Here is a 19,476-nt window from a genome sequence, read left to right as displayed (position 1 = left end):
GCCTCCGAAGACCGCGGCCGCGATGCCGAAGGGAGCTGCCACTCCCGTGGCTCGCACTGATGGCGGCAGCATCTCTGGGAACGATGTGACAGATCCCGCCGCCCAGGCGCACACCAGCAGAACCGCCAGCAACTGGGCAACCACTTGTGGCCCTGGCTGGCCATCGAGCAACGCGAACGCTGGCACGCTAAGAACCACACCGCTGATCGCGAAGAGTCGAAGCGTCCACACCCGGCCGATCCGGTCAGATAGTAGGCCGAACAGCGGCGATGCCAGAAGCATCACCATGAACCCCACGGTGCCGATGAACGCCGCCTTCTCAACCGGCAGGTGAGTGAATGTCGGCCCGAAGGAAGGCAACAGCGAGACCATGCCGTACAAGACCACCAAGCCCGCGCCCGCGATGAACAGGATTCGTAGACATTCGAGTCGATGCTCGCGCCAAAGGACCGAGTATGGAGTGCGCTCGAGTCGTTCGTCTGGCGGTGCGAGATCTGTCTCAGGCATGTTCCGCCGCAGCAGCAACCCGATCACGGCGAACAGCGCACCTACAGCGAACACGATCCGCCATCCGTACGCTTCCATCTGCGCCTTGTCGAGGAACAGCTCCAGGATCGTGATCAGCAGGGATACCGTCAGCGTCCCCAGGGCCACGGTGCTCTGGTAGGTGGATGCGAATAGCCCTCGGCGGTGCTCAGGAGCTGCCTCGATCAGGTAGGTGGCGGATCCGCCGAACTCCGGTCCCAGGGCGAATCCCTGGGTCAGACGCAGCGCAACCAGTAGCGCTGGCGCGAGGGCCCCAACGCTGTCGTAGGTAGGTGCTACCGCCATGCCCAGCGTCGCGATGACGATGAGTGATACCGAGAGGATCAAGCCGGGTCGGCGACCATGCCGGTCGATGTACCTGCCCAGGAACAAAGCGCCAAGCGGCCGTGCCAGACACCCCACGGCGAAAACCGCGAACGATGCCATGAGGACGGCGGCGGGATCCGAACTTGGGAAGAACTGCGACCCGAAATACGGAACAAGCAGCGCGTAGGCCATCCAGTCGTAGAACTCGATGGCATTGCCGACATTCGCCGCGACCAGCGCTCGATGACGAGACTCGCTCGGAGCCGGATTGCCGCTCATGCGGCCAGACTAGGGGCGGGGCCGCCACCAATGCCTATCGTATGGGGGGCTTGGCCCGCAGGTGGCGCATCGTCGGACCCGGAAGCCTCGCCGTTCCATCGCGATGACAAGGTGGCGATGTGACCGAGTTCGATGCGGACGTCCTTGTGATCGGGTCCGGCTTCGGGGGCAGCGTGGCTGCGTTCCGGGCAGCAGAGGCCGGCATGCGGGTGCTGGTGGTGGAGGAAGGTCGCCGGCTGACGCCGCATGACCTGCAGCGGGGGGCCGGCCACACGCGCAGTCTGATGTGGGAGCCCCGGCTGGGCCTGCGCGGCTACTTCCGCCAGACCATGCTGCGCGATGTCGTCGTCGTCAGCGGCGTCGGCGTTGGCGGCGGGTCCATCGTGTACGCGGCCGTCCTGCTGCAGCCGCCCGCAGAGGCCTTCGCCGCCGACGGCTGGGCCCGGACCGGGATCGATTGGGCCGACGAGCTAGAGCCCCACTTCGATGTGGCTGCCGCGAAGCTCGGCCGACAGTTCAACCCCCGCCACGGACTGCAGGACGAGTGGCTTGAGCAGTCCGCCGCTGCCTTGGGCGTCGCCGACACGTTTGGTCCGACTCCGCAGGGCATCGACTTCTCGATGTGCAAGGGATGCGCCCAATGCATCACAGGGTGCCCTCACGGGGCCAAGAACTCCCTCGACGTGACCTACCTGGCCGACGCCGAGAACCTCGGTGCCGTCATCCGGCCACAGACGCGGGCCGAGATCGTGATTCCGCTTGCTCCGGATGGGTCGGGAGACCCGCAAGGCTGCGGGCGCCACGGCTGGCGTGTGGTGCTGCGGGATCCGCTGGCCAGGGGCCGCCGCACTGGCGTGTCCAGCGTCACCGCCCGCGAGGTGGTGCTCGCCGCTGGGGTGCTCGGGACCACGCGACTCTTGCTGGCCAACCGGGACCGCTGGCGAACCCTTCCCCGCCTGTCGGCAGCCGTGGGACGGCACGTCCGGACCAACTCTGAGGCATTCGCCGCAGTCCTGCACCCGCGCGGCACCGACATCTCCGATGGCAGCACGATCTCTAGTCACTACTACCCAGACTCGCTCACCCATGTCACGAACAACCGGTTCCCCAAGTCCTACGGGTTCATGAAGTGGTACCTGAGCCCCTCTGTGTCACAACAGGACAAGCGATCCCGGCGGCTGGCCACCATGAGACGGATGGCCCGTCAGCCCGTGGCCTCGACTGCTAACCTTCGCGCCCGTCATTGGAATCGCAGGACGACGATTCTCACCGTGATGCAAAGCGCCGACAACGAGCTGCGGCTTGTCTACCGGCGTCGTGCGTGGGGCTGGGCCTTGGGGTCCGAGGCGGCTGAGGGCAGTGCGCCTATCCCGGCCCACTTGCCCCAGGCGGATGCGGCCGGCGCGGCTCTGGCCGAAGCGAGCGGCGGCACCGCGTTCGGAACCCTCATGGACAGCATCTGCGGTATCAGCGCCACGGCCCACATCCTCGGTGGCGCACCCGTTGGGCCGAATCCGGAGCTCGGCGTAGTCGATACCGAGCACCGGGTCTTCGGCTACGAAGGCCTCCGCGTGATGGACGGATCGGCCATGCCGACCAACATCGGTGTGAACCCGTCGTTGACGATCACTGCGATGGCGGAAAGAGCTATGGCCCGGTGGATTCAGAGTTAGGCCGGTCCTTCGCGGGCACCGAACGAGTCCGATTGCACCGACGCCAGTGTCCGTTCCCCGCTCATCCGGACCTTCCGAATGGACGAGGGTCCTGGCTCTCCCCGGCTCAGTCAGGACCTTCAATCATGTGATAGCCGTTACATCGCGTCACGGAACGTAAGTGGTATATGACATGCGTCACACAGTTCTCCTGCGGCCTTCACTCGGCCGGATCCGCGGGGCTGCCGGTCTTTACGCCGGCGAGCCGGGCGGCCATGAGTTTCCTGGCGTCGAAGTCGACCTGACGCGCGATCTGCACTCGCTGGGCCTGGGGTGATCCTGCTCCGTGCAGGGACTCGGTCAGGTAGCCGACCGCGTTGCGACCCATAGTCATGTTCTCGATCAGGCGGAGAATCCGGCGGCGGTCCTGCGTTGGAACGTCAGCGCGACCCTGGAACAAGCGGTCCAGCGTCGGGCCCACGTCGGGGTCCTCGAAGTCCTGTTGCGACGGCATCGTCACCATGAGGCCCCCGGCGAGGTCCTGCGCGAGCCGACCCATCTCATACGGGAAGCGGGTGACGTTCTGCTTGCACACGTTGGCCAGCAGGCCATCGTTCTCGAAGTTTCCGGCGGGCCTTCGGAAGGACTCATGCGATGCGGCGATGCCGGTGGCGTAGATGGTCTCGTTCAAGTGAGCCATCTCGACGAGTTTGTCTTTGATGTGGGAACTGCCAGCCACGCCGTTGTGGTCGGCCGCGAGAGCGGCGGCGCCGATGAGGACATCGCCTACACCGGTCTTGCACACGTAGCTGCGTCGGTGATAGCTCGTGAAGCGCTCGACCAGCTCCGAGGCGTATTCCCACTCACCGTCCATGAATATCTGCTCGGTAGGAACGAAGACGTCGTCGAAGATGATGAGCACTTCTTGCCCGGAGAAGTTCGCGTTGCCGACGTCCACGTCGCCGCCTTCGAGCGCGCGTGTGTCGCATGACTGTCGGCCATACACGTAGATGATTCCGGAGGCGGTTGTCGGGACCGCGCATGTGATGGCGTAGTCGCTATCCGCGGCGCGCAGCCGGATCGTGGGCATGACGATCACCCAGTGCGCGTTCAGGGCGCCTGTTTGGTGAGCCTTGGCGCCGCGGATCACGACTCCATCGGGCCTTCGTTCGGTCACCCGGACGAACAGGTCCGGATCGTCCTGCTGTGAGGGGGCCTTGGAGCGGTCCCCTTTCGGATCCGTCATCGCGCCGCCTATGACGAGGTTCTTCAGCTGGATCTGGGCTAGCCAGGTCTTGAAGCGTCTGTGGTAGTCGGTGCCGCGTTCGGCGTCAATGTCGTACGTGACGGAGTAAGTGGCGTTGATCGCGTCCATCCCGACGCAACGCTGGAAGCAGGTTCCGGTCATCTGCCCCAACTTGCGCTGCATTCGGTTCTGGGCGACGACATCGTCCACACTTTCCGCGACGTGCAGGAATCTGTTGACGCGGTCGCCGCTCAGACTGGAGCTAGCCTGCGCGACGTCCGGTTCGGATTCCGCGAGGTCGTAGGTAGTGGCCATCGCATTGATGGAAGGCCGCACGATCGGGTGATCGATTGGCTCGGCGACCTGTTCGCCCATGACATACACATTCAGGCCCCGACCCCGCAGACTCTGGCGATAGTCGTCGCTGTCGCGGATCGGATCGCCGGGGGTCCAGTTGGTCACGTGCGCTCCTCTCGTATGGGGCCTCGCTCGGCAAGTGCGACGAGGCTGGGTGCGACCTTGTGCGAGTCAACCACGGTTCCGCGGCTCACGCCGGTGATGCTCCGCCTGGATCGCGCCACGTTCGCGCCACGTTCGCGCCACGATGCCCAGATCATCGGTCGGAGCGAGGTCGATACATACAATGCGGGAAATGGTTCCAAAGTCGGCTCGCGCCCTGCCTGGCCAAGTGCGCGTAAATCGCCGTTCATCGCGCCGGGTCCCACTGGTGAAACTAACGATCGCCGCTTTGGTCGCTGCTTTGGCGGTTGCGGCGTGTTCCGAGGACCCCGCACCTCCCCCCGCTGCGGTGCCCTCCGCAACTCCAGTCATCCTGTCTCCCCTGACGGGGGAGCAGGTCTCATCGGCGGTCGCCACGCGCCCGGTCCTGGTGGCCAAAGTCGACGACACAACGGAGGGTCGCCCCCAGCGAGGGATTGGCGACGCCGACCTAATCGTCCAGGAACCAGTGGAGAGCGGCGAGACAAGGCTGGCGGCGTTCTTCCAGTCCAAGTCGCCTGACCTCGTGGGCCCAATGCGCTCCGTGCGTACGAGCGACATCGGCATCGTCACCCCGGTGTTGGGGACTCTTGTGGCGTCGGGCGGGTCGAACATCGCGCTGAACGCGATGGCGAAGGCCAAGATCACCGTCATTGATGAGGTTGCGCCTTCAATGCACCGTGACAACACCCTCTACATGCCGTTCAACCTGTTCGTGAACCTTGAGACCATCCGCAAGGAGGGCATTGGCAAGAAGCCGCCCCAGCCGTACTTGACGTTCGGCGATGCCGAACTGCCAGCTGGGCGAACCATCTCCAAGGTCACGATGCAGTACTCCGAATGGGAATCGGAGCGCTTCCGGTTCGACCCTGAGGAACGCCTGTGGATGCGGGCCGAACAGGGCTCGAGTGGATACGCGGCTAAGTCCGTCCTGATCCTGGGCGTCAAACTGATCGACGCGGGCTACCGGGATGTTGTCGGCGCCAAAGTGCCGGAGGTTGTCACGACTGGGACAGGGAAGGGGTTCCTTGTCAGCGGGTCGCAAGTTCGGCCGATCAGGTGGGTCAAAGTATCCAAGAGTTCTCCGTGGCTGATCTCAACAGAGGCGGGGATGTCGATCGCGATCCCGAGGGGTAACACGTGGATCGGGCTTGTGCCGAACGGCAAAGGTCACGTCAAGTTCACGCCCTGAGCAAGCACAGCCTGTTCCCGCGACCGCTTCAGATCCAAGTGGGTATCCACATCCGCAGTGACCAAGCGGAAGTGTCGACGGGAAGTCCCGTCCATAGCGGGTAGAACCACCAGGAAACAGCGACACACAGCAGTAGGAATGCCGCGACGAACACTATCCTCGGGCGCTCAGCTCGTGGATTCGTCGACTCAGTGGAAACGGCACCGTTGGTCGTGATCGTCATCAGCGAGAACGTCAACGCCATGATCAGGAACGGCGTGAACACGATCGAGTAGAAGGCGAAGATCGTCCGGTCCCAGTAGAACAGCCACGGTGCCCATCCCGCGAGCACGCCGACCACGGCTGCCCCGGCTCTCCAGTCCCGCGGCCCGATCCAGCGCCACGCCTGGTGCAGCAGAGCCAGAACACCCGCCCACCAGATCAGCGGATTGCCAAGGGCGATGACTTCGGCGGCGCACGATCCTGACCCGCATCCGCTCGCCGCAGCGCCGGAGGCGTCGTAGTAGAAGGATGTCGGGCGCGCTTGGATGAGCCAGGCGGCGGCGGGGGACTGGTACGAGTGAGTCGCGCTCAGTGAGTTGTGGAAGCCCCACATCTCGGCGTGGTAGTGCCAAAGTGAAGCGAGTGTTGCCGCGATGCCGGAGCCGGCCGCCCAGCCGCGATCCCAGCCCGAGTCCGACAGAAACCAGCCCGCCCAGGACGCTACGTACACAACGACCGCCAGGCCGGTCATGGTCAGCACCGTTGGCAGGCCGTCACGCAGAAGCGACCCGACCAAACCGTCGCCCAGGCGGCGACGCCTTCCGACTTCCCAGGCGATCGTCAGCAGCACTAATGCCGCCAGATACCAAAGACCGCTCCATTTGACCGCGCAGGCCAGACCCAGGAACGTTGCCGCAGCCAGCCGCCATGGCCGCCACCACGATCTGCTCACGCGCCCGGGTGATCGCGCCTTGTCCCTGTCGACGAGCAGAGCCCAGAACGCGGCTAGCACGAAGAACGCCAGGATCCCGTCTAGGACGGCGGTGCGGCTCATGACGATGGCCATGCCGTCGATGGCGAGCAGCAAACCGGCCACGGTCCCCCATAGACCACTTCCGGTCATCCGAAGCACCGATCGGGCGAGGATCAGGATGCTCAAGGTTCCTAGCAGAGCGACGGCGAAGCGCCAGCCGAACGGGGTCGCCCCGAACAGTGCCTCGCCGGATCCTATGACCCACTTGCCCAAAGGGGGATGGACGATGAACGACGGTTCGTTCTCGAACAGCCCCATCGTGCGCCAATCGCCGCCTTGCAGCAGCAGCTCGTCAGCGTTGTTGACCGCGCTATGTTCGGCCCCGAACGTGATGAGCGACAGGGCGTCCTTGACGTAGTACGTCTCATCGAAGACCAGCGCATGCGGCCGTCCAAGGTCGGCGAACCGCAACCATCCGCCCAAGGCAGCGACGGCCAGCGGGCCGCCCCAGCTGATGGTCCAACGGGGGTAGCGTCGAGTGGGCGCGGCTTCCACGGGCGGCTTGGACGCGACGATGGCGGACACTCGTGCATCGTATTGGTCCAAAGCTCCGCGACTAGGCGCCCCGCGCACAGTTACTCCTGTTGAGCCTGGTCGGGCCGCGGCGGGATGGTAGGCAGGGCACTATTGCGGAGTGACCGGGATACTGACCTTGGCGGCGACGCCCATAGGCAACCCGCATGACGCCAGCGCCAGGCTGAGTGAAGTGTTGGCCGCGGCACCGGTGATCGCGGCCGAAGACACTCGACGGTTGCACCGGTTGGCGGGGGACATCGGGATCCGGTTGAGAGGCCGGGTCATCTCGCTGTTCGAGGGCAACGAGGCACGGCGCACCGCCGAGGTCCTGGAGCTGCTCGCCGAAGGCACGGACGTTGTCCTCGTCTCCGATGCCGGCATGCCAACGGTCAGCGACCCCGGACACCGCTTGGTGGCCGCGGCCGCTTTGGCGGGCATCACGGTCAGAGTGCTGCCGGGGCCGTCCGCTGTGACCGCGGCTCTGGCGATGTCGGGCTTGCCGACAGACCGGTTCTGTTTCGAGGGATTCCTGCCCCGCAAAGGCGCTGAACGTGCCCGGCGCATCAACGAACTGCGTACCGAATCCCGAACAGCGGTCCTGTTCGAGTCGCCTCGCCGGACCGCGAGCACGCTGGCTGACCTGAGCGAAGCGCTAGGGCCAGGCCGACGAGCCGTGGTGTGCCGGGAGCTGACCAAGACACACGAGGAGATCCGCCGGGGGACCCTGGCCGAGTTGGGCGAATGGGCGCGCGAAGGGGTGCTGGGCGAAGTAGTTCTCGTTATCGCCGGGAGCTCGGACCAGGCCGCGAAAGGGTCGCCCAGTCAGTGGGCTCACGCCGTGGAAGCGCTCGTGGCCGACGGACTCACTCGCCGTGACGCCGTGGCGCAGGTGTGCCAGATGTACGCGGTCCCCAGGCGCCAGGTGTATGAAGCCGCGCATCCTTCACCGAAGCCGAGCCGATGATCACTCGTGTGATGAGCATGGGTGGGGGCGGTAGTCCGTAGGATTCGTCTATGCCGTCCAAGTCGTACTACGTCACGACGCCCATTTACTACGTCAACGACGCCCCGCACATCGGTCACGCCTACACAACTGTGGCCGGGGACGTGCTCACGAGGTGGCACCGGCAGCGCGGTGAGTCCGTGTTGTACCTGACCGGTACCGATGAACACGGGACCAAGGTCCAGCGCACAGCGAGCGAGAACGACACCGACCCCCAGGAATGGGTGGACAGGTTAGTCGCGAAGGAGTGGCGACCAGTCCTGGAAACCCTGGACGTCGCGAACGACGACTTCATACGCACTACCGAAGCCCGCCACCGGCTCGGGGTCCAACACTTCTGGACGGTCCTGAAAGACAACGGTCACTTGTACGAAGGCGCATATGAGGGGCCGTACTGCGTGGGTTGCGAGGAGTTCAAGTTCCCGGGCGACTTGGTCGCCGGCTCCGGAGAATTCGCCGACCAGCAGGTCTGCGCGGTGCACGGACGTCCCGTCGAAACCCTGTCTGAACCCAACTGGTTCTTCCGGCTGTCGGAATTCACCGAGCCGCTGATCAAGTACTACGAGGACAATCCCCACACAGTCGCACCGGTGAGCGCGTACAACGAGGTTCTGTCGTTCATCAAGGGCGGGCTGACGGACATGTCCATGTCCAGATCGAGCGTCTCGTGGGGTGTGCCGTTGCCCTGGGACGACAAGCAGGTCGTCTACGTATGGTTCGACGCGCTGTTGAACTACATCACGGCGATTGGCTACGGGCAGGGCGAAAGGGGCGAGGAGCTTTTCGGGCGCACTTGGCCCGCTGATGTGCATCTGGTGGGCAAGGACATCCTGCGGTTCCACGCTGTGTATTGGCCCGCGATGCTGATGGCGGCCGGGTTGCCTCTGCCGGGCAAGGTCTTCGCCCACGGCTGGTTGCTCGTCGGCGGGGAGAAGATGAGCAAGAGCAAGCTGACCGGCATCGCCCCCAGCCAGATCATCGACGACTTCGGATCTGACGCTTTCCGGTACTACTTCTTGCGCGCCATTCGCTTCGGGTCCGACGGGAGCTTCTCGTGGGAGGACATGCGTGACCGTTACACGGCGGAGCTGGCCAACGGCCTGGGGAATCTGGTGTCGCGGGCAACGAGCATGGTCGGGCGCTACTTCGACGGCGTCCTGCCCGAATCCGGCCCATACACCAACGCCGAGCTGAGGTTGCAGGATGCGCTGACACGCGCCGTCGCGGACGCTGACGCGGCGATGCTGCGGCTCGACTTCAGTGAAGCCCTCGCCGCTGTGCGCTCGTTCGTTGAGTTGCTTAACGGCTATGTCACGACGCAGGAGCCGTGGCAGCTAGCCAAGGCCGAGGCAGATCGAGTGCGGTTGGCGACTGTCCTGTACACCGTCGTTGAGGGGCTGCGAGCGGTCGCCGTGCTCTATAACGCGGTCATGCCGAAGGCGTCGGCACAGATCTGGCGCTGCGTGGGGGCCGAGGAGTCCATCGGGCCGCTCAGCGACCAGCCGATCGGCGAGGCGTCAGATTGGGGAAGGCTCCCCGCTGGCGCGAAGGTCACCAAGTGCCCGCCGCTGTTCCCCAGGCTTGAGGAGCCGGCCGAGTCGTGAGCGCTGAGGACCTCCCGGTTCCCCCGCCCGAGGCGTTGCCCAGGCCGGTGATCGACTCACACTGTCACCTGGACCTGACCGAGGAGATGAGCGGACTGGCTCCGGGCACGGCCCTGGCCGCCGCCGCCGCCGTGGGTGTTTCTGGCGTGATCCAGGTCGGGGTTGACCTGGCTTCGAGCCGTCGCTCAGTGGAGCTGGCGCACGAGTTCGAGTCGGTGTTCGCGACTGTGGCGCTGCATCCGAACGACGCCCCGGAGCGGATGGCCGCAGGGGGATTCGAGTCTGACTTCGCCCAACTCGCCGAACTGGCGGCTGATCCTCGCGTCCGCGCGGTCGGGGAAACGGGTCTGGACTGGTACCGAACCGGGGACGACGGGCGCGCGGGGCAAGAAGCCGCCTTCCGGGAGCACGTGCGCCTCGCCCGGGCGCTCGGCAAGACCCTCGTGGTCCACGATCGCGACGCCCATGAAGCCGTGCTCGCCGTCTTGGAGTCTGAGGACCTGCCGGATGCGGTCGTTCTGCACTGCTTCAGCGGTGACGCGGCTCTGGCCCGCCGCTGCGCTGACGCGGGTTGGTACATCTCGTTCGCCGGGGTCGTCACGTTCAAGAACGCGGCTGGCTTGCGTGAGGCTCTGGTAGCGACGCCTCCGAGCTTGATGCTTGTGGAGACAGACGCACCGTTCCTGACCCCGATGCCAAACCGCGGCAAGCCCAACGCGTCGTATCTGATGCCCTCCACCGTGCGAGAGATGGCGCGCGTGACGGGAGTCGAGCTTGGGGAGCTGTGCGACACGCTGCGCGCGAATACCGTGCGCGCGTTCGGGCTGCCCGGCGAATCATCATGAGCGCGCCCCCGCCGTCCGGCCGCCGACTGCTGGGAGCTGGCGATGTGCGCCGGTTGGCTGGCGAGCTGGAGCTGCACCCGGCCAAGCGGCTCGGCCAGAACTTCGTCACCGACGCCAACACGGTCAGGCGGATCGCGCGACTGGCCGACGTCGATGCCGATGACGTCGTGCTCGAGGTCGGGCCCGGGCTGGGGAGTCTGACGCTCGCACTGCTGGAGTTGGGCTGCCGCGTTATCGCCGTTGAAGTGGACGACCGGCTGGCGCGGAAACTGCCCGGGACCGTCGCGGATTTCCAACCGGACGCGGCTGGGCGTTTGGTCGTCTTGACGCGCGACGCCGTGACTATCGACGAACTACCCGAACCTCCGACAGCGCTGGTGGCGAATCTGCCGTACAACGTGGCCGTGCCTGTGCTGATCAACTGCCTGACGAAGTTCCCGTCGCTCCGACGGGGCACGGTCATGGTCCAGGCGGAGGTGGCGGACCGCCTGGCGGCCGCGCCGGGTGATGCGGCCTACGGAGTGCCGAGCGTGAAGACCGCGTGGTTCGCTCGCGTTCGCCATTCCGGTGCCGTGCCCGCGTCTGTCTTCTGGCCGGTCCCTAGGGCGGGCAGCGGATTGGTCTCGTTCGAGTCGACTGAGCCTCCGGCCACCGACGTCGATCGATCAGCGGTGTTCGAGGTCGTTGATCAGGCGTTCTCGCAGCGGCGCAAGATGCTGCGCACGTCCCTGGCGAAGTTGTTCGGGAGCCGGGAGGCGGCCTCGGCCGCCGTTGAGAGGGCTGGAGTCCGGCCCGACGAGCGGCCCGAGCGTCTCGGCCCGCGCGAGTTCGCGGCCATCGCGCGCGAGCTCGGAGCAAGCAGAGCTGGAGCTTCGCCGGACGCGTAGCATCGGTGGGTGCCGAAGACCGTCCGCGTCCGCGTCCCGGCCAAGATCAACCTCGCTTTGTCGGTAGGCGGGCTGCGACCCGACGGGTATCACGAGATAGCGACCGTCTATCAGGCGCTTTCACTTTTCGATCACGTCACGATCTCCCAGGTGAAGCCGGGAAGCGGGATCACGCTCACGGTCGCGGGCGAGTCAGTCGAGGCGGTGCCCACTAACGAGTCGAACCTGGCTTGGCGCGCGGCCCAGCTCGCTGGGGAGACCTTCGGGTTTCCACTCGACTTGGACATCCACCTGGACAAGCGGATCCCGGTGGCGGGGGGCATGGCAGGCGGCAGCGCCGATGCGGCTGGCACGCTGCTGGCGTGCATCACCGCGTGGGACGTCACCGTGTCGCGCGACGAGTTGCAGGCGCTGGCGGCGCGACTGGGGTCCGACGTTCCCTTCCCTCTATTGGGAGGAACGGCCGTGGGGACTGGGCGTGGCGAGATCCTCACAAGCGCGATGAGCAGCGGGCAGTTTCACTGGGTGCTGGCGCTGTCCCACCTTGGGCTGTCAGCGCCGGAGGTGTATCGGGCGTACGACGAACTCGGCCCGCCCGCGAATCGTCGGCCGAGCGTCGACGCGAGCGTCCTACTGGCGGTGCGCAGCGATGACGCGCGAGCCCTGGGCCGGGCGCTCTCCAACGACCTACAGGCAGCCGCCGTGGGGTTGCTCCCCCACCTGCGGTTGTTGCTGGATCTGGGGATGGAGCATGGGGCGCTCGGGGCATTGGTGTCGGGAAGCGGCCCGACGTGCGGATTCCTGGTCGCCGACGAGGAGGCGGCGATGGAGCTGGCCATCGCGCTGTCGTCATCGGGGTTGTGCCGGAGCGTCAGGCGGGCCACCGGACCCGCGCCCGGAGCCAGCGTTGTCTGACGTGGTCGCCAAGGCTGATCGACCGGCGGGTACGTTGTGGCCATGTCAACTGCCCTGATCACTGGAGCGAGCGTCGGCCTAGGCCGCGGGTTCGCGGAGGCTCTGGCGCGCGAGGGACACGACCTGGTCGTCGTCGCGCGCGACGAGGCGCGGCTGGACGATGTCGCCAAGGAGCTTTCAGACCGGTACAACACCGCGGTCGAAGTTCTGCCGGCTGATATCGCCGATGCGCGAGCCAGAGCGCGCGTCGAGGAGCGCCTGAGCGACCGAGACCGGCCTATCGGCATGCTGGTGAACAACGCGGGGTTCGGCATACGCGGCTCGTTCGTGGGTGGGGATCTGTCAGCGGAGCAGCAGTTGCTAGATGTTTGCGTTGTAGCGCCGATGCGTTTCACGCACGCGGTCGCGCCAGTGATGGTCGAGAACGGCGCCGGGACCATCATCAACGTCAGCAGCATCGCCGGTTGGGTGACGGGGAGCAGCTACTCGGCGGCAAAGTCCTGGGCCACGACGTTCACCGAGAGCCTCAACGTGGAACTCAAGGGGACCGGCGTCACCGCGACGGCTGTGTGCCCCGGCTACGTGCACACCGAGTTCCACGAACGGGCCGGAATGGACATGTCGCGCATTCCGGAGTGGATGTGGCTGTCGGTCGACGATGTTGTGTCACGGGCATTGAAGGACGCCAAGCGTGGCCGGGCTATCAGCGTGGCAGGGCCGCAGTACAAAGCCCTCAGCCTCGCGGTGCAGTACGCTCCGAGGCCCGCTGTCCGCCGGGCGTTGGGTGGATCGTTCCGGCGCCGCTGAGGCGGTGACCGAGGGGGCGACCGTGATCAGTTGCTCCCGGCGTTGCTGGCCACTCATCCGGACTCTGGTGCGCGCTGGCCGGTAGGCGGCGGGGTCAGGGCTGTCGGTCACAGTCGCAGACTACGGCGTAGGCGCGTGGCTGCTGACTCAGCGGCAGCCAGTTCCTCGATTCGTTCATTTGCCGGACAGTCGTTGTGATCTTGTGGTTGACTTCGCCCGGTTTCGTGGTTTTCGCGTCGTTTGGGGGGTGGCTGGCAATGGGTGCGGGTTCGCGGCTGATGGCTCGGGTGTGTGCGCTGCTCATGGTGGCGTCGGTGTCGCTGGTTGTCGTGCCCGCTGGGGCGGCCGGTGGGCCGCTGACAGGGGGTGTCGCTGGGCCCCTGGCGTCTGAGGGGGACTTGGACGGGGATGGGGGCGCTGGGTTGGCGTTGGCGCGGGCCGCGCGATTGGGTCGGCGTGTTGAGGTCGTGGCGTTGAGGTCGGAGCGCTCGCGGGTGTTCGCGTTGCCGTCGGGGATGTTGCGGGCCGTCGTGTCGTCGTCGGTGCAGCGGGTGTGGCGTGGTGGCCGCTGGCACCGTGTTGATCTTGATTTGGCTCCGGCGGGTGATGGGTGGCTGCGGCCGAGGGTCTCGGCTGACGACGTAGCTGTGTCCAGGGCGGATGGTTCGCTGCGCGTGGCGGCGGGTGGAGTGACGGCCTCGCTGAGTCTGCCTGGCCGGGTTCGTGTCGCGCGTGACGGTGTGAGGGTGCGGGGGTCCGTGGCGCGAGTGGCGGGGGGCTCTCAGGTTCGGGTTGGTGATGGCTCGGCTGGGCTGGTGATACCGGTGTCGAGAGGGCAGCGGCGCTGGCGGCTGGGGTCGGTCGTGGCTGGAGGCCGGTGGGTCGCGGACGGCCGTGGTGGCGCTCGCCTGGTCGATGGGGCGGGGGGCCTGGTGGCCTGGGTTCCGGTGCCTGTGGTTTCGTCGCGTCGGGTTGATGCCGTGTCGGGGAACGCGCGGCGGTCGCGGAGGGTGCGGGTGGCGCCGCGTGGGGACAGCTTGGTGGTGTCGTCGCCGCGCCGTCTGGATTGGTCGGGGTTGTTGTCGCTGTCTGTGGTGTTGCACGCCCATGACACGTGGATGCAAAAGCCGGGGTATGAGACGGGCCAGACTGGGTCGCCTGAGTTGCGAGTCGGCACTTGGGATGGTGGCGTGCATGTGGCGCGTTCGTGGCTTCGGTTCAACGACATGCCGTACGCGGGGGCGACGGTTGATTCGGCGGAGCTGCGGATTCGGAACTTCTGGTCATATTCGTGCCAGGAGGCGCGGACGCTGGTTCAGCGGGTGAAGCACAGCATCGACTACTCCAAGTTGAAGTGGGGGAATCAGCCGACGGTTGACACCGATACGCAGGTGGGCTACCGCCCGGCGCATGGGTGGAGCGACACTCAGTGCCCGACCGATGACTCGGTTTGGAATGTGACTGGGATTGTTCGGAAGTGGGCTGGCGGTGGGGAGAGCAATGGTTTCCGGGTCGCGACGGCGTCGGAGACGAATTCGAAGTCGTGGCGCAAGTTCCGGTCCGCCAACTTCAGGGACGACGAGGACGACGACGAGAACAGTACGATTCCGCGGCTTGTGGTGAACTACACGCAGCATCCGCGGTTGCTGGCGGGTTCGGCGGCGCTGGCCCCGCCGTTGGATTCGGGCAAGTTGATGGATTTGACGCCGTCGATGTCGGGCCGGGTGAAGTTCTTCACCGGCAAGCCCGTGCAGTTGCGGGTTGACGTGTTCAAGGGGTATCCGCCGGTTTCGTCTCACGGGATCGGCGTTGTGTATGGGTCTGTGGTCAGCCAGGGCACGACGGAGTATCACACGTCGACCGGGTCGGTGCCGGCGTCTTTCAAGTTCGCCTGGGGGCAGGAGTATTCGATGCGGTTCAACGCCCGGGATGTGGCCACGGGCGTGTTGTCCGGCCCGGATTTCGGTCAGCAGGATGTGCGGATCTTCACTGATCACTTGCCTACGGTGTCGGCGACGTCGTTGTCGCCTTTCGACCCGGCCACGGGTGCGACGTATTCGATGAACCCGACTGTGACCGCGACGGTGTCGGACCCGGATGTGGGGCAGGGGTTGTGGACACAGTTCGAGGTGTGGCGCGGGGAGGATTTGGTGGGTTCCCGGGAGGTTCAGTCGCAGGCGACTTCGGCTACGACGAAGGTGTCTTGGCTGCTGCAGGACGGAGTGTTGGAGAACGAGGAGGTGTACACGTGGCGGGCCAGGACCCGGGACCAGGCGGTGAATCCGGCGACTAGGGCCAAGGATTTGTGGTCTGCGTGGTCGGCGCCGTTCGCCTTCGCGGTGGAGGCCCGCCCGGATCCGCCTCGGGCGCTTGAGGCCGATCCGCGTGACGGTGACGTGTTGGAGTCTTTGACGCCAAGTTTCGAGGCGCAGCTTGTGAACACCACGGACTTGTCCCCGCTGTTCATGGACCTGACTGTGAAGGACGCCTCGGGCACCCAGATTGGCCCGGTCTTGACGTCGACGGCGGTGGACTCGGGGTTCCGCGCCGAGGTGATGGTTCCAGAGGGGCAGGGTTTGCAGTGGAGTAAGTCGTACACGTTCACGATGGTGAACCGGTATGTGGATCCTGTGACGTCGCAGGAACTTGTGTCGGATCCGGTGGTGTGGGCTTTGAGGACGACTAGTCCCCCTGTCGTGTCCGGGCTGGAAGTCGACCCGGCTGGTCAGTCGGGTACGGCGGGTTCGGCGTGGCCGGTGCTGTCGGCGCTTGTGAACGATGATCTGGAAAAGCCCAGTGTCTTGACGTTCGTGTTGTCGCGCGACGGGCAGCAAGTCGCTTCGGACACGGTGACGGATGTGGAGTCCGGTTCCAGGGGTTCGTGGTGGGTTCCGACGGGTTTGGTCGCCGGCGCCGCCTACACGTGGACTGTGACTCCGGTGGATTCCGCTGGCGCGACCGGGGCGACGGGGTCGGGGTCGTTCACGCTGACTTCGGCGACGTCGATGGCTTCGGGTTTGGATGTGGTGCCGTTGGAGGGTGACCAGACACGGTCCTGGACGCCCAAGTTGTCGGCGTGGGTTGGTGATCCCCGCTACGCCGGTGCTGTGACGGCGACTTTCAAGCTGTTGACGGGTGGCAAGGTGGTGGCGACGGGGAATGTGACTGTGGCTGGCGGGGGCGCGCGGGCGGCTTGGGTGACGCCGAAGCTGGTGCAGGGCCCGTTCTATGAATGGACGGTGTCTTGGACTGATGGCGCCCATAATGCCGCGGTGGTTTCGGGGCAGCGGTTCCAGGTGGATCGGGAGCAGCCCTGTGACAGGGTCGAGGTCGCGGGTTTGGTGTTGTCGTGCGCTGGGTTGGGCCAGTGAGGCGCGCAGCGGCCGTGGCGGCCGCGGCTGGTGGCGCGTTCGCGGTCTTGGCCGCGAGTTTGGGGCCGACGGTTGTGACTCCGGCCGCGGCGGAGGTTGTGCCCGCGGTGGTGCCGGCTGGTGAGCCGCTGCCAGCGGTGACGGTTCCGGAAGCCGCGCAGCCCGCTGCTGAGGTTCAGGCCGCGCGGGCGCGGGTTCGGGTGCCCCGCGGGTTCACCGCGACGGTGCCGCTGGGGCGTGGTTGGCGCCGCGCGGGGGACGCGGTCCATGTCGCTGGCGTGGGCCGGGCGGTCGCGCGCCGCGCGGTTCGTTTGGCCGCCCGGCAGGGCAGGTTGGCGGGTCGTCCGGCCCCGGCGAAGCCGAGTGGGCTCATCAAACTTGTGACGGCGCGTTCGTTTGGGCGGCCCGCGTCGGAGGCGTTCGATGGCTCGCTGCTGGCCGTGGAGCTGGATGCCGCCGGTGATGGTGGTGTCGCGCGGGTGAGGTTGAACATCAAGGGCATCGCGGCCGCGTTCGGCGGGAACTACGGTTCAAGGCTGGGGTTGAAGGCGTTCCCTTTGTGCGCCACGGACACCACGGGCCCGGTGTGGTGCGACGAGGGCTCGTGGTTGGATTCCAAGCGGCGTAAGGGCCGGTTGTCGGCGGCTGTTCCGTTGGATATCGCTGGCGCGGGTACGCGTGTGGTAGTCGCGGTGGTGGCGGGCGACTCTGGTCCGGCCGGTGACTACGCGGCGTCTCCGTTGAATCCGGCTGGTTCTTGGTCTCATGGTGGTTCTAGCGGCGATTTCCAATACTCGCTGCCGGTAGTGGTCCCACCCGCGATCGCCGGCGCGGCGCCGTCGGTGGCGTTGTCGTATTCGTCGGCGGCAGTGGACGGGCGCACGTTGGCCGCGAACGGGCAGGTGTCATGGATCGGTCAGGGCTGGGATTACTCCCCGGGGTTCATTGAGCGTGAGCTTGTGCCGTGCAGGCAGGACGGCGAGAAGGGGTCCACTGACGTGTGTTGGAAGTCCCCTTATAAGCGGGAGCCGCGCACGTTCGCGGCGCGGGTATCGATGGGTGAGGTGACTTCGGATCTGATCGAGGCGACTGGTTCGGACAAGTTGCGCGTCGCCGACGACGCCGGCTGGAAGGTTGACTACAAGAAGTCGGGGGCGTCGAATCACACATACATGGGGGACTGGTTCGAGCTGACGGACCGGAATGGCACCAAGTACAGGTTCGGGTTCACTAGCGGGTCGACGGCGTGGCTGCCCGCGGTGTACTCCAAGAAGGAGAAGAAGGAGGAAGAACTGTGTGATGAAAGGGCGCGTTGTGATACCGCGACCCGCTGGTATCTGGACCGTGTTGTGGACTCCAACGGAAACACGACAGTGTATGAGTACGAGCAGGAGAAGAACTGGTTCCAGCCAGCCGGGCCGGTCGAACAGCGGTTTGATTACACCGCGGCTGTGTATCCGAGTCAGATCTCGTACGGGTTCTATATCCCTCCGGGGAAGAAGGAGGAGGAGCCCACCGCGAGGGTGGTGTTCGACCGGATCGGCCGCTGCGAGTCGGCGACTGCCCACCCTGGTGGCGACGATGCCATATGCCCAAAGGTGAAGGAGGATCCCCAGGATTATCCGGATGTGCCCACTGATCTGGTGTGTTTCGAGTCGATCAAGGAGGCCTGCTCGAACCATTCCCCGACGTTCTTCGAGCGGGACCGTTTGAACAAGATCGTCACCCAGACGTTGTCTGGTGGAGACAACAACATCCGTCGGCTGCAGTTGAAGGCGTCATTCCTGGCCCCTAAGGATGAGTCGGGGAAGGAGCTTTGGCTGGATTGGGCGCAGACCATCGGCCTGGACGGCCCGGATCTGTCGACGGGCAAGGAGGACTTCCACGCGGTGATGTTGCCGAACCGTCGTAATCCGGGCAAGGCGCCGGTTTTGAATAAGCCGCGTATCGCTTCGGTGGTGAATTCGCTGGGTGGGAAGGTGGTGGTGGATTACGGCCTCCCTGACAAGTGCGACGATCCCCATGACCGGTGGGACCGTAACAATGACGACTGTTTCCCGGTGTGGTTCAACCCGGATCCCGATGACCCGTTCTCCAAGCCCAGGTTCGCGGTTTTCAACAAGTATGTGGTGATGGGTATTGCTCAGGTGGACACGGTGGGTGGTTCGCCGACGGTGGAGACGAACTATTCCTATGACAAGGCGGCGTGGGCTTGGCGTAATGATTTGCTGGATTTGAAGCGTCAAACGTGGGATCAGTGGCGTGGCTATCGGGAGGTGACGACGAAGGTGGTTGGGTCTGGTGGGTCGTCGACGACGACGTTCTTCCAGGGTATGGATAAGGACCACAACCGGGATGGGTCGTCCGATGATGTGTCGATCACTGGTTTCGACGGTAAGGCGTACACGGACGCGCGGTGGTTGACTGGCCGGGAGTTGCAAACGGTTTCCAGGGATGATGGCAAGGCTTTGTTCCGTGGTTTGGTGACGTATTGGCATGACCGAACTTCGTTGGGGCCTTCGGGTGAGCCCAGGCATATCTCGGTGATGAGCGCACAGGATCGCACGGTCGATGAGCGTATGACTGGCTCTGGGTGGGAGCGCACGACAACGAATCGGGAGTTCGACAAGGTGGGGCGGGTGAACCGGATCCGTGAGTATGGTGACCCGGATGTGAGGGCCGATAACCGGTGTGTGCGGCAGAGGTGGAGTGACGCCGACGCGAACAAGGTGTCGAACATGCTGGGGTTCTTGATCCGTTCCACTGTGCATGACGGGGCTGATTGTGACAGTGG

The 19,476-nt window shown here is 65.5% G+C and carries 13 protein-coding genes; 10 read left to right on the top strand and 3 right to left on the bottom strand.

Going from position 1 to position 19,476, the window contains the following annotated elements:
* On the bottom strand, nucleotides 1-1,131 hold a 1,131-nt coding region (locus Q8P38_05425), incomplete at its 3' end, for an MFS transporter (protein ID MDP4014040.1).
* 119 nt (nucleotides 1,132-1,250) lie between these two features.
* Between Q8P38_05425 and Q8P38_05420 the strand changes: the two genes are divergently transcribed.
* Nucleotides 1,251-2,804, top strand: a complete 1,554-nt coding sequence (locus Q8P38_05420; protein MDP4014039.1) for a GMC family oxidoreductase — start codon at nucleotides 1,251-1,253, stop codon at nucleotides 2,802-2,804.
* 199 nt (nucleotides 2,805-3,003) lie between these two features.
* Here Q8P38_05420 and Q8P38_05415 read toward each other — a convergent pair whose 3' ends face one another.
* A complete protein-coding gene (locus Q8P38_05415) occupies nucleotides 3,004-4,491 on the bottom strand; it encodes a 4-hydroxyphenylacetate 3-hydroxylase N-terminal domain-containing protein (GenBank protein MDP4014038.1) in 1,488 nt (495 codons plus the stop codon).
* A 265-nt stretch (nucleotides 4,492-4,756) separates the two neighbouring features.
* Here Q8P38_05415 and Q8P38_05410 point away from each other — a divergent pair, with 265 nt between their 5' ends.
* Nucleotides 4,757-5,719 carry a DUF3048 domain-containing protein gene (locus Q8P38_05410; protein ID MDP4014037.1) on the top strand — a complete coding sequence of 321 codons (963 nt, stop codon included), beginning with the start codon at nucleotides 4,757-4,759 and terminating at the stop codon, nucleotides 5,717-5,719.
* Nucleotides 5,720-5,747: 28 nt separating this feature from the next.
* Here the strand turns inward: Q8P38_05410 and Q8P38_05405 are convergent, their stop codons facing one another.
* Complete coding sequence (locus Q8P38_05405; protein ID MDP4014036.1) at nucleotides 5,748-7,259, bottom strand: phospholipid carrier-dependent glycosyltransferase; 1,512 nt, start codon at nucleotides 7,257-7,259, stop codon at nucleotides 5,748-5,750.
* A gap of 109 nt (nucleotides 7,260-7,368) precedes the next feature.
* On the opposite strand from Q8P38_05405, the gene rsmI reads away from it, so the two are divergent.
* The 8 genes from rsmI to Q8P38_05365 form a co-directional block, all read left to right on the top strand.
* Complete coding sequence (gene rsmI / locus Q8P38_05400) at nucleotides 7,369-8,214, top strand: 16S rRNA (cytidine(1402)-2'-O)-methyltransferase (protein ID MDP4014035.1); 846 nt, start codon at nucleotides 7,369-7,371, stop codon at nucleotides 8,212-8,214.
* Nucleotides 8,215-8,264: 50 nt separating this feature from the next.
* A complete protein-coding gene (gene metG / locus Q8P38_05395) occupies nucleotides 8,265-9,857 on the top strand; it encodes a methionine--tRNA ligase (GenBank protein ID MDP4014034.1) in 1,593 nt (530 codons plus the stop codon).
* Entirely contained in the window at nucleotides 9,854-10,702 is an 849-nt protein-coding gene (locus Q8P38_05390) for a TatD family hydrolase (GenBank protein ID MDP4014033.1), read from the top strand. Before metG ends, Q8P38_05390 begins: the two co-directional genes overlap by 4 nt.
* Nucleotides 10,699-11,589 (top strand): 16S rRNA (adenine(1518)-N(6)/adenine(1519)-N(6))-dimethyltransferase RsmA, encoded by an 891-nt coding sequence (gene rsmA, locus Q8P38_05385; protein ID MDP4014032.1) that lies wholly within the window; start codon nucleotides 10,699-10,701, stop codon nucleotides 11,587-11,589. The genes Q8P38_05390 and rsmA overlap by 4 nt, the downstream gene beginning before the upstream one ends.
* Before the next feature lie 9 nt (nucleotides 11,590-11,598).
* The gene (locus Q8P38_05380) at nucleotides 11,599-12,504 is read left to right on the top strand and encodes a 4-(cytidine 5'-diphospho)-2-C-methyl-D-erythritol kinase (protein MDP4014031.1); all 906 of its coding nucleotides are present in this window, start codon (nucleotides 11,599-11,601) and stop codon (nucleotides 12,502-12,504) included.
* Between the two features lie 42 nt (nucleotides 12,505-12,546).
* The gene (locus Q8P38_05375; protein ID MDP4014030.1) at nucleotides 12,547-13,311 is read left to right on the top strand and encodes an SDR family oxidoreductase; all 765 of its coding nucleotides are present in this window, start codon (nucleotides 12,547-12,549) and stop codon (nucleotides 13,309-13,311) included.
* Nucleotides 13,312-13,568: 257 nt separating this feature from the next.
* A complete protein-coding gene (locus tag Q8P38_05370) occupies nucleotides 13,569-16,682 on the top strand; it encodes a DNRLRE domain-containing protein (protein MDP4014029.1) in 3,114 nt (1,037 codons plus the stop codon).
* Nucleotides 16,679-19,476 (top strand): SpvB/TcaC N-terminal domain-containing protein (locus Q8P38_05365; protein MDP4014028.1); only part of this gene is annotated, 2,798 nt, incomplete at its 3' end. The genes Q8P38_05370 and Q8P38_05365, both read left to right, overlap by 4 nt.

The organism is Candidatus Nanopelagicales bacterium (assembly GCA_030700225.1).
Lineage (GTDB): Bacteria > Actinomycetota > Actinomycetes > S36-B12.
Note: the sequence above shows the minus strand (reverse complement) of the source record. Positions and strands in the feature narration are given on the sequence as shown.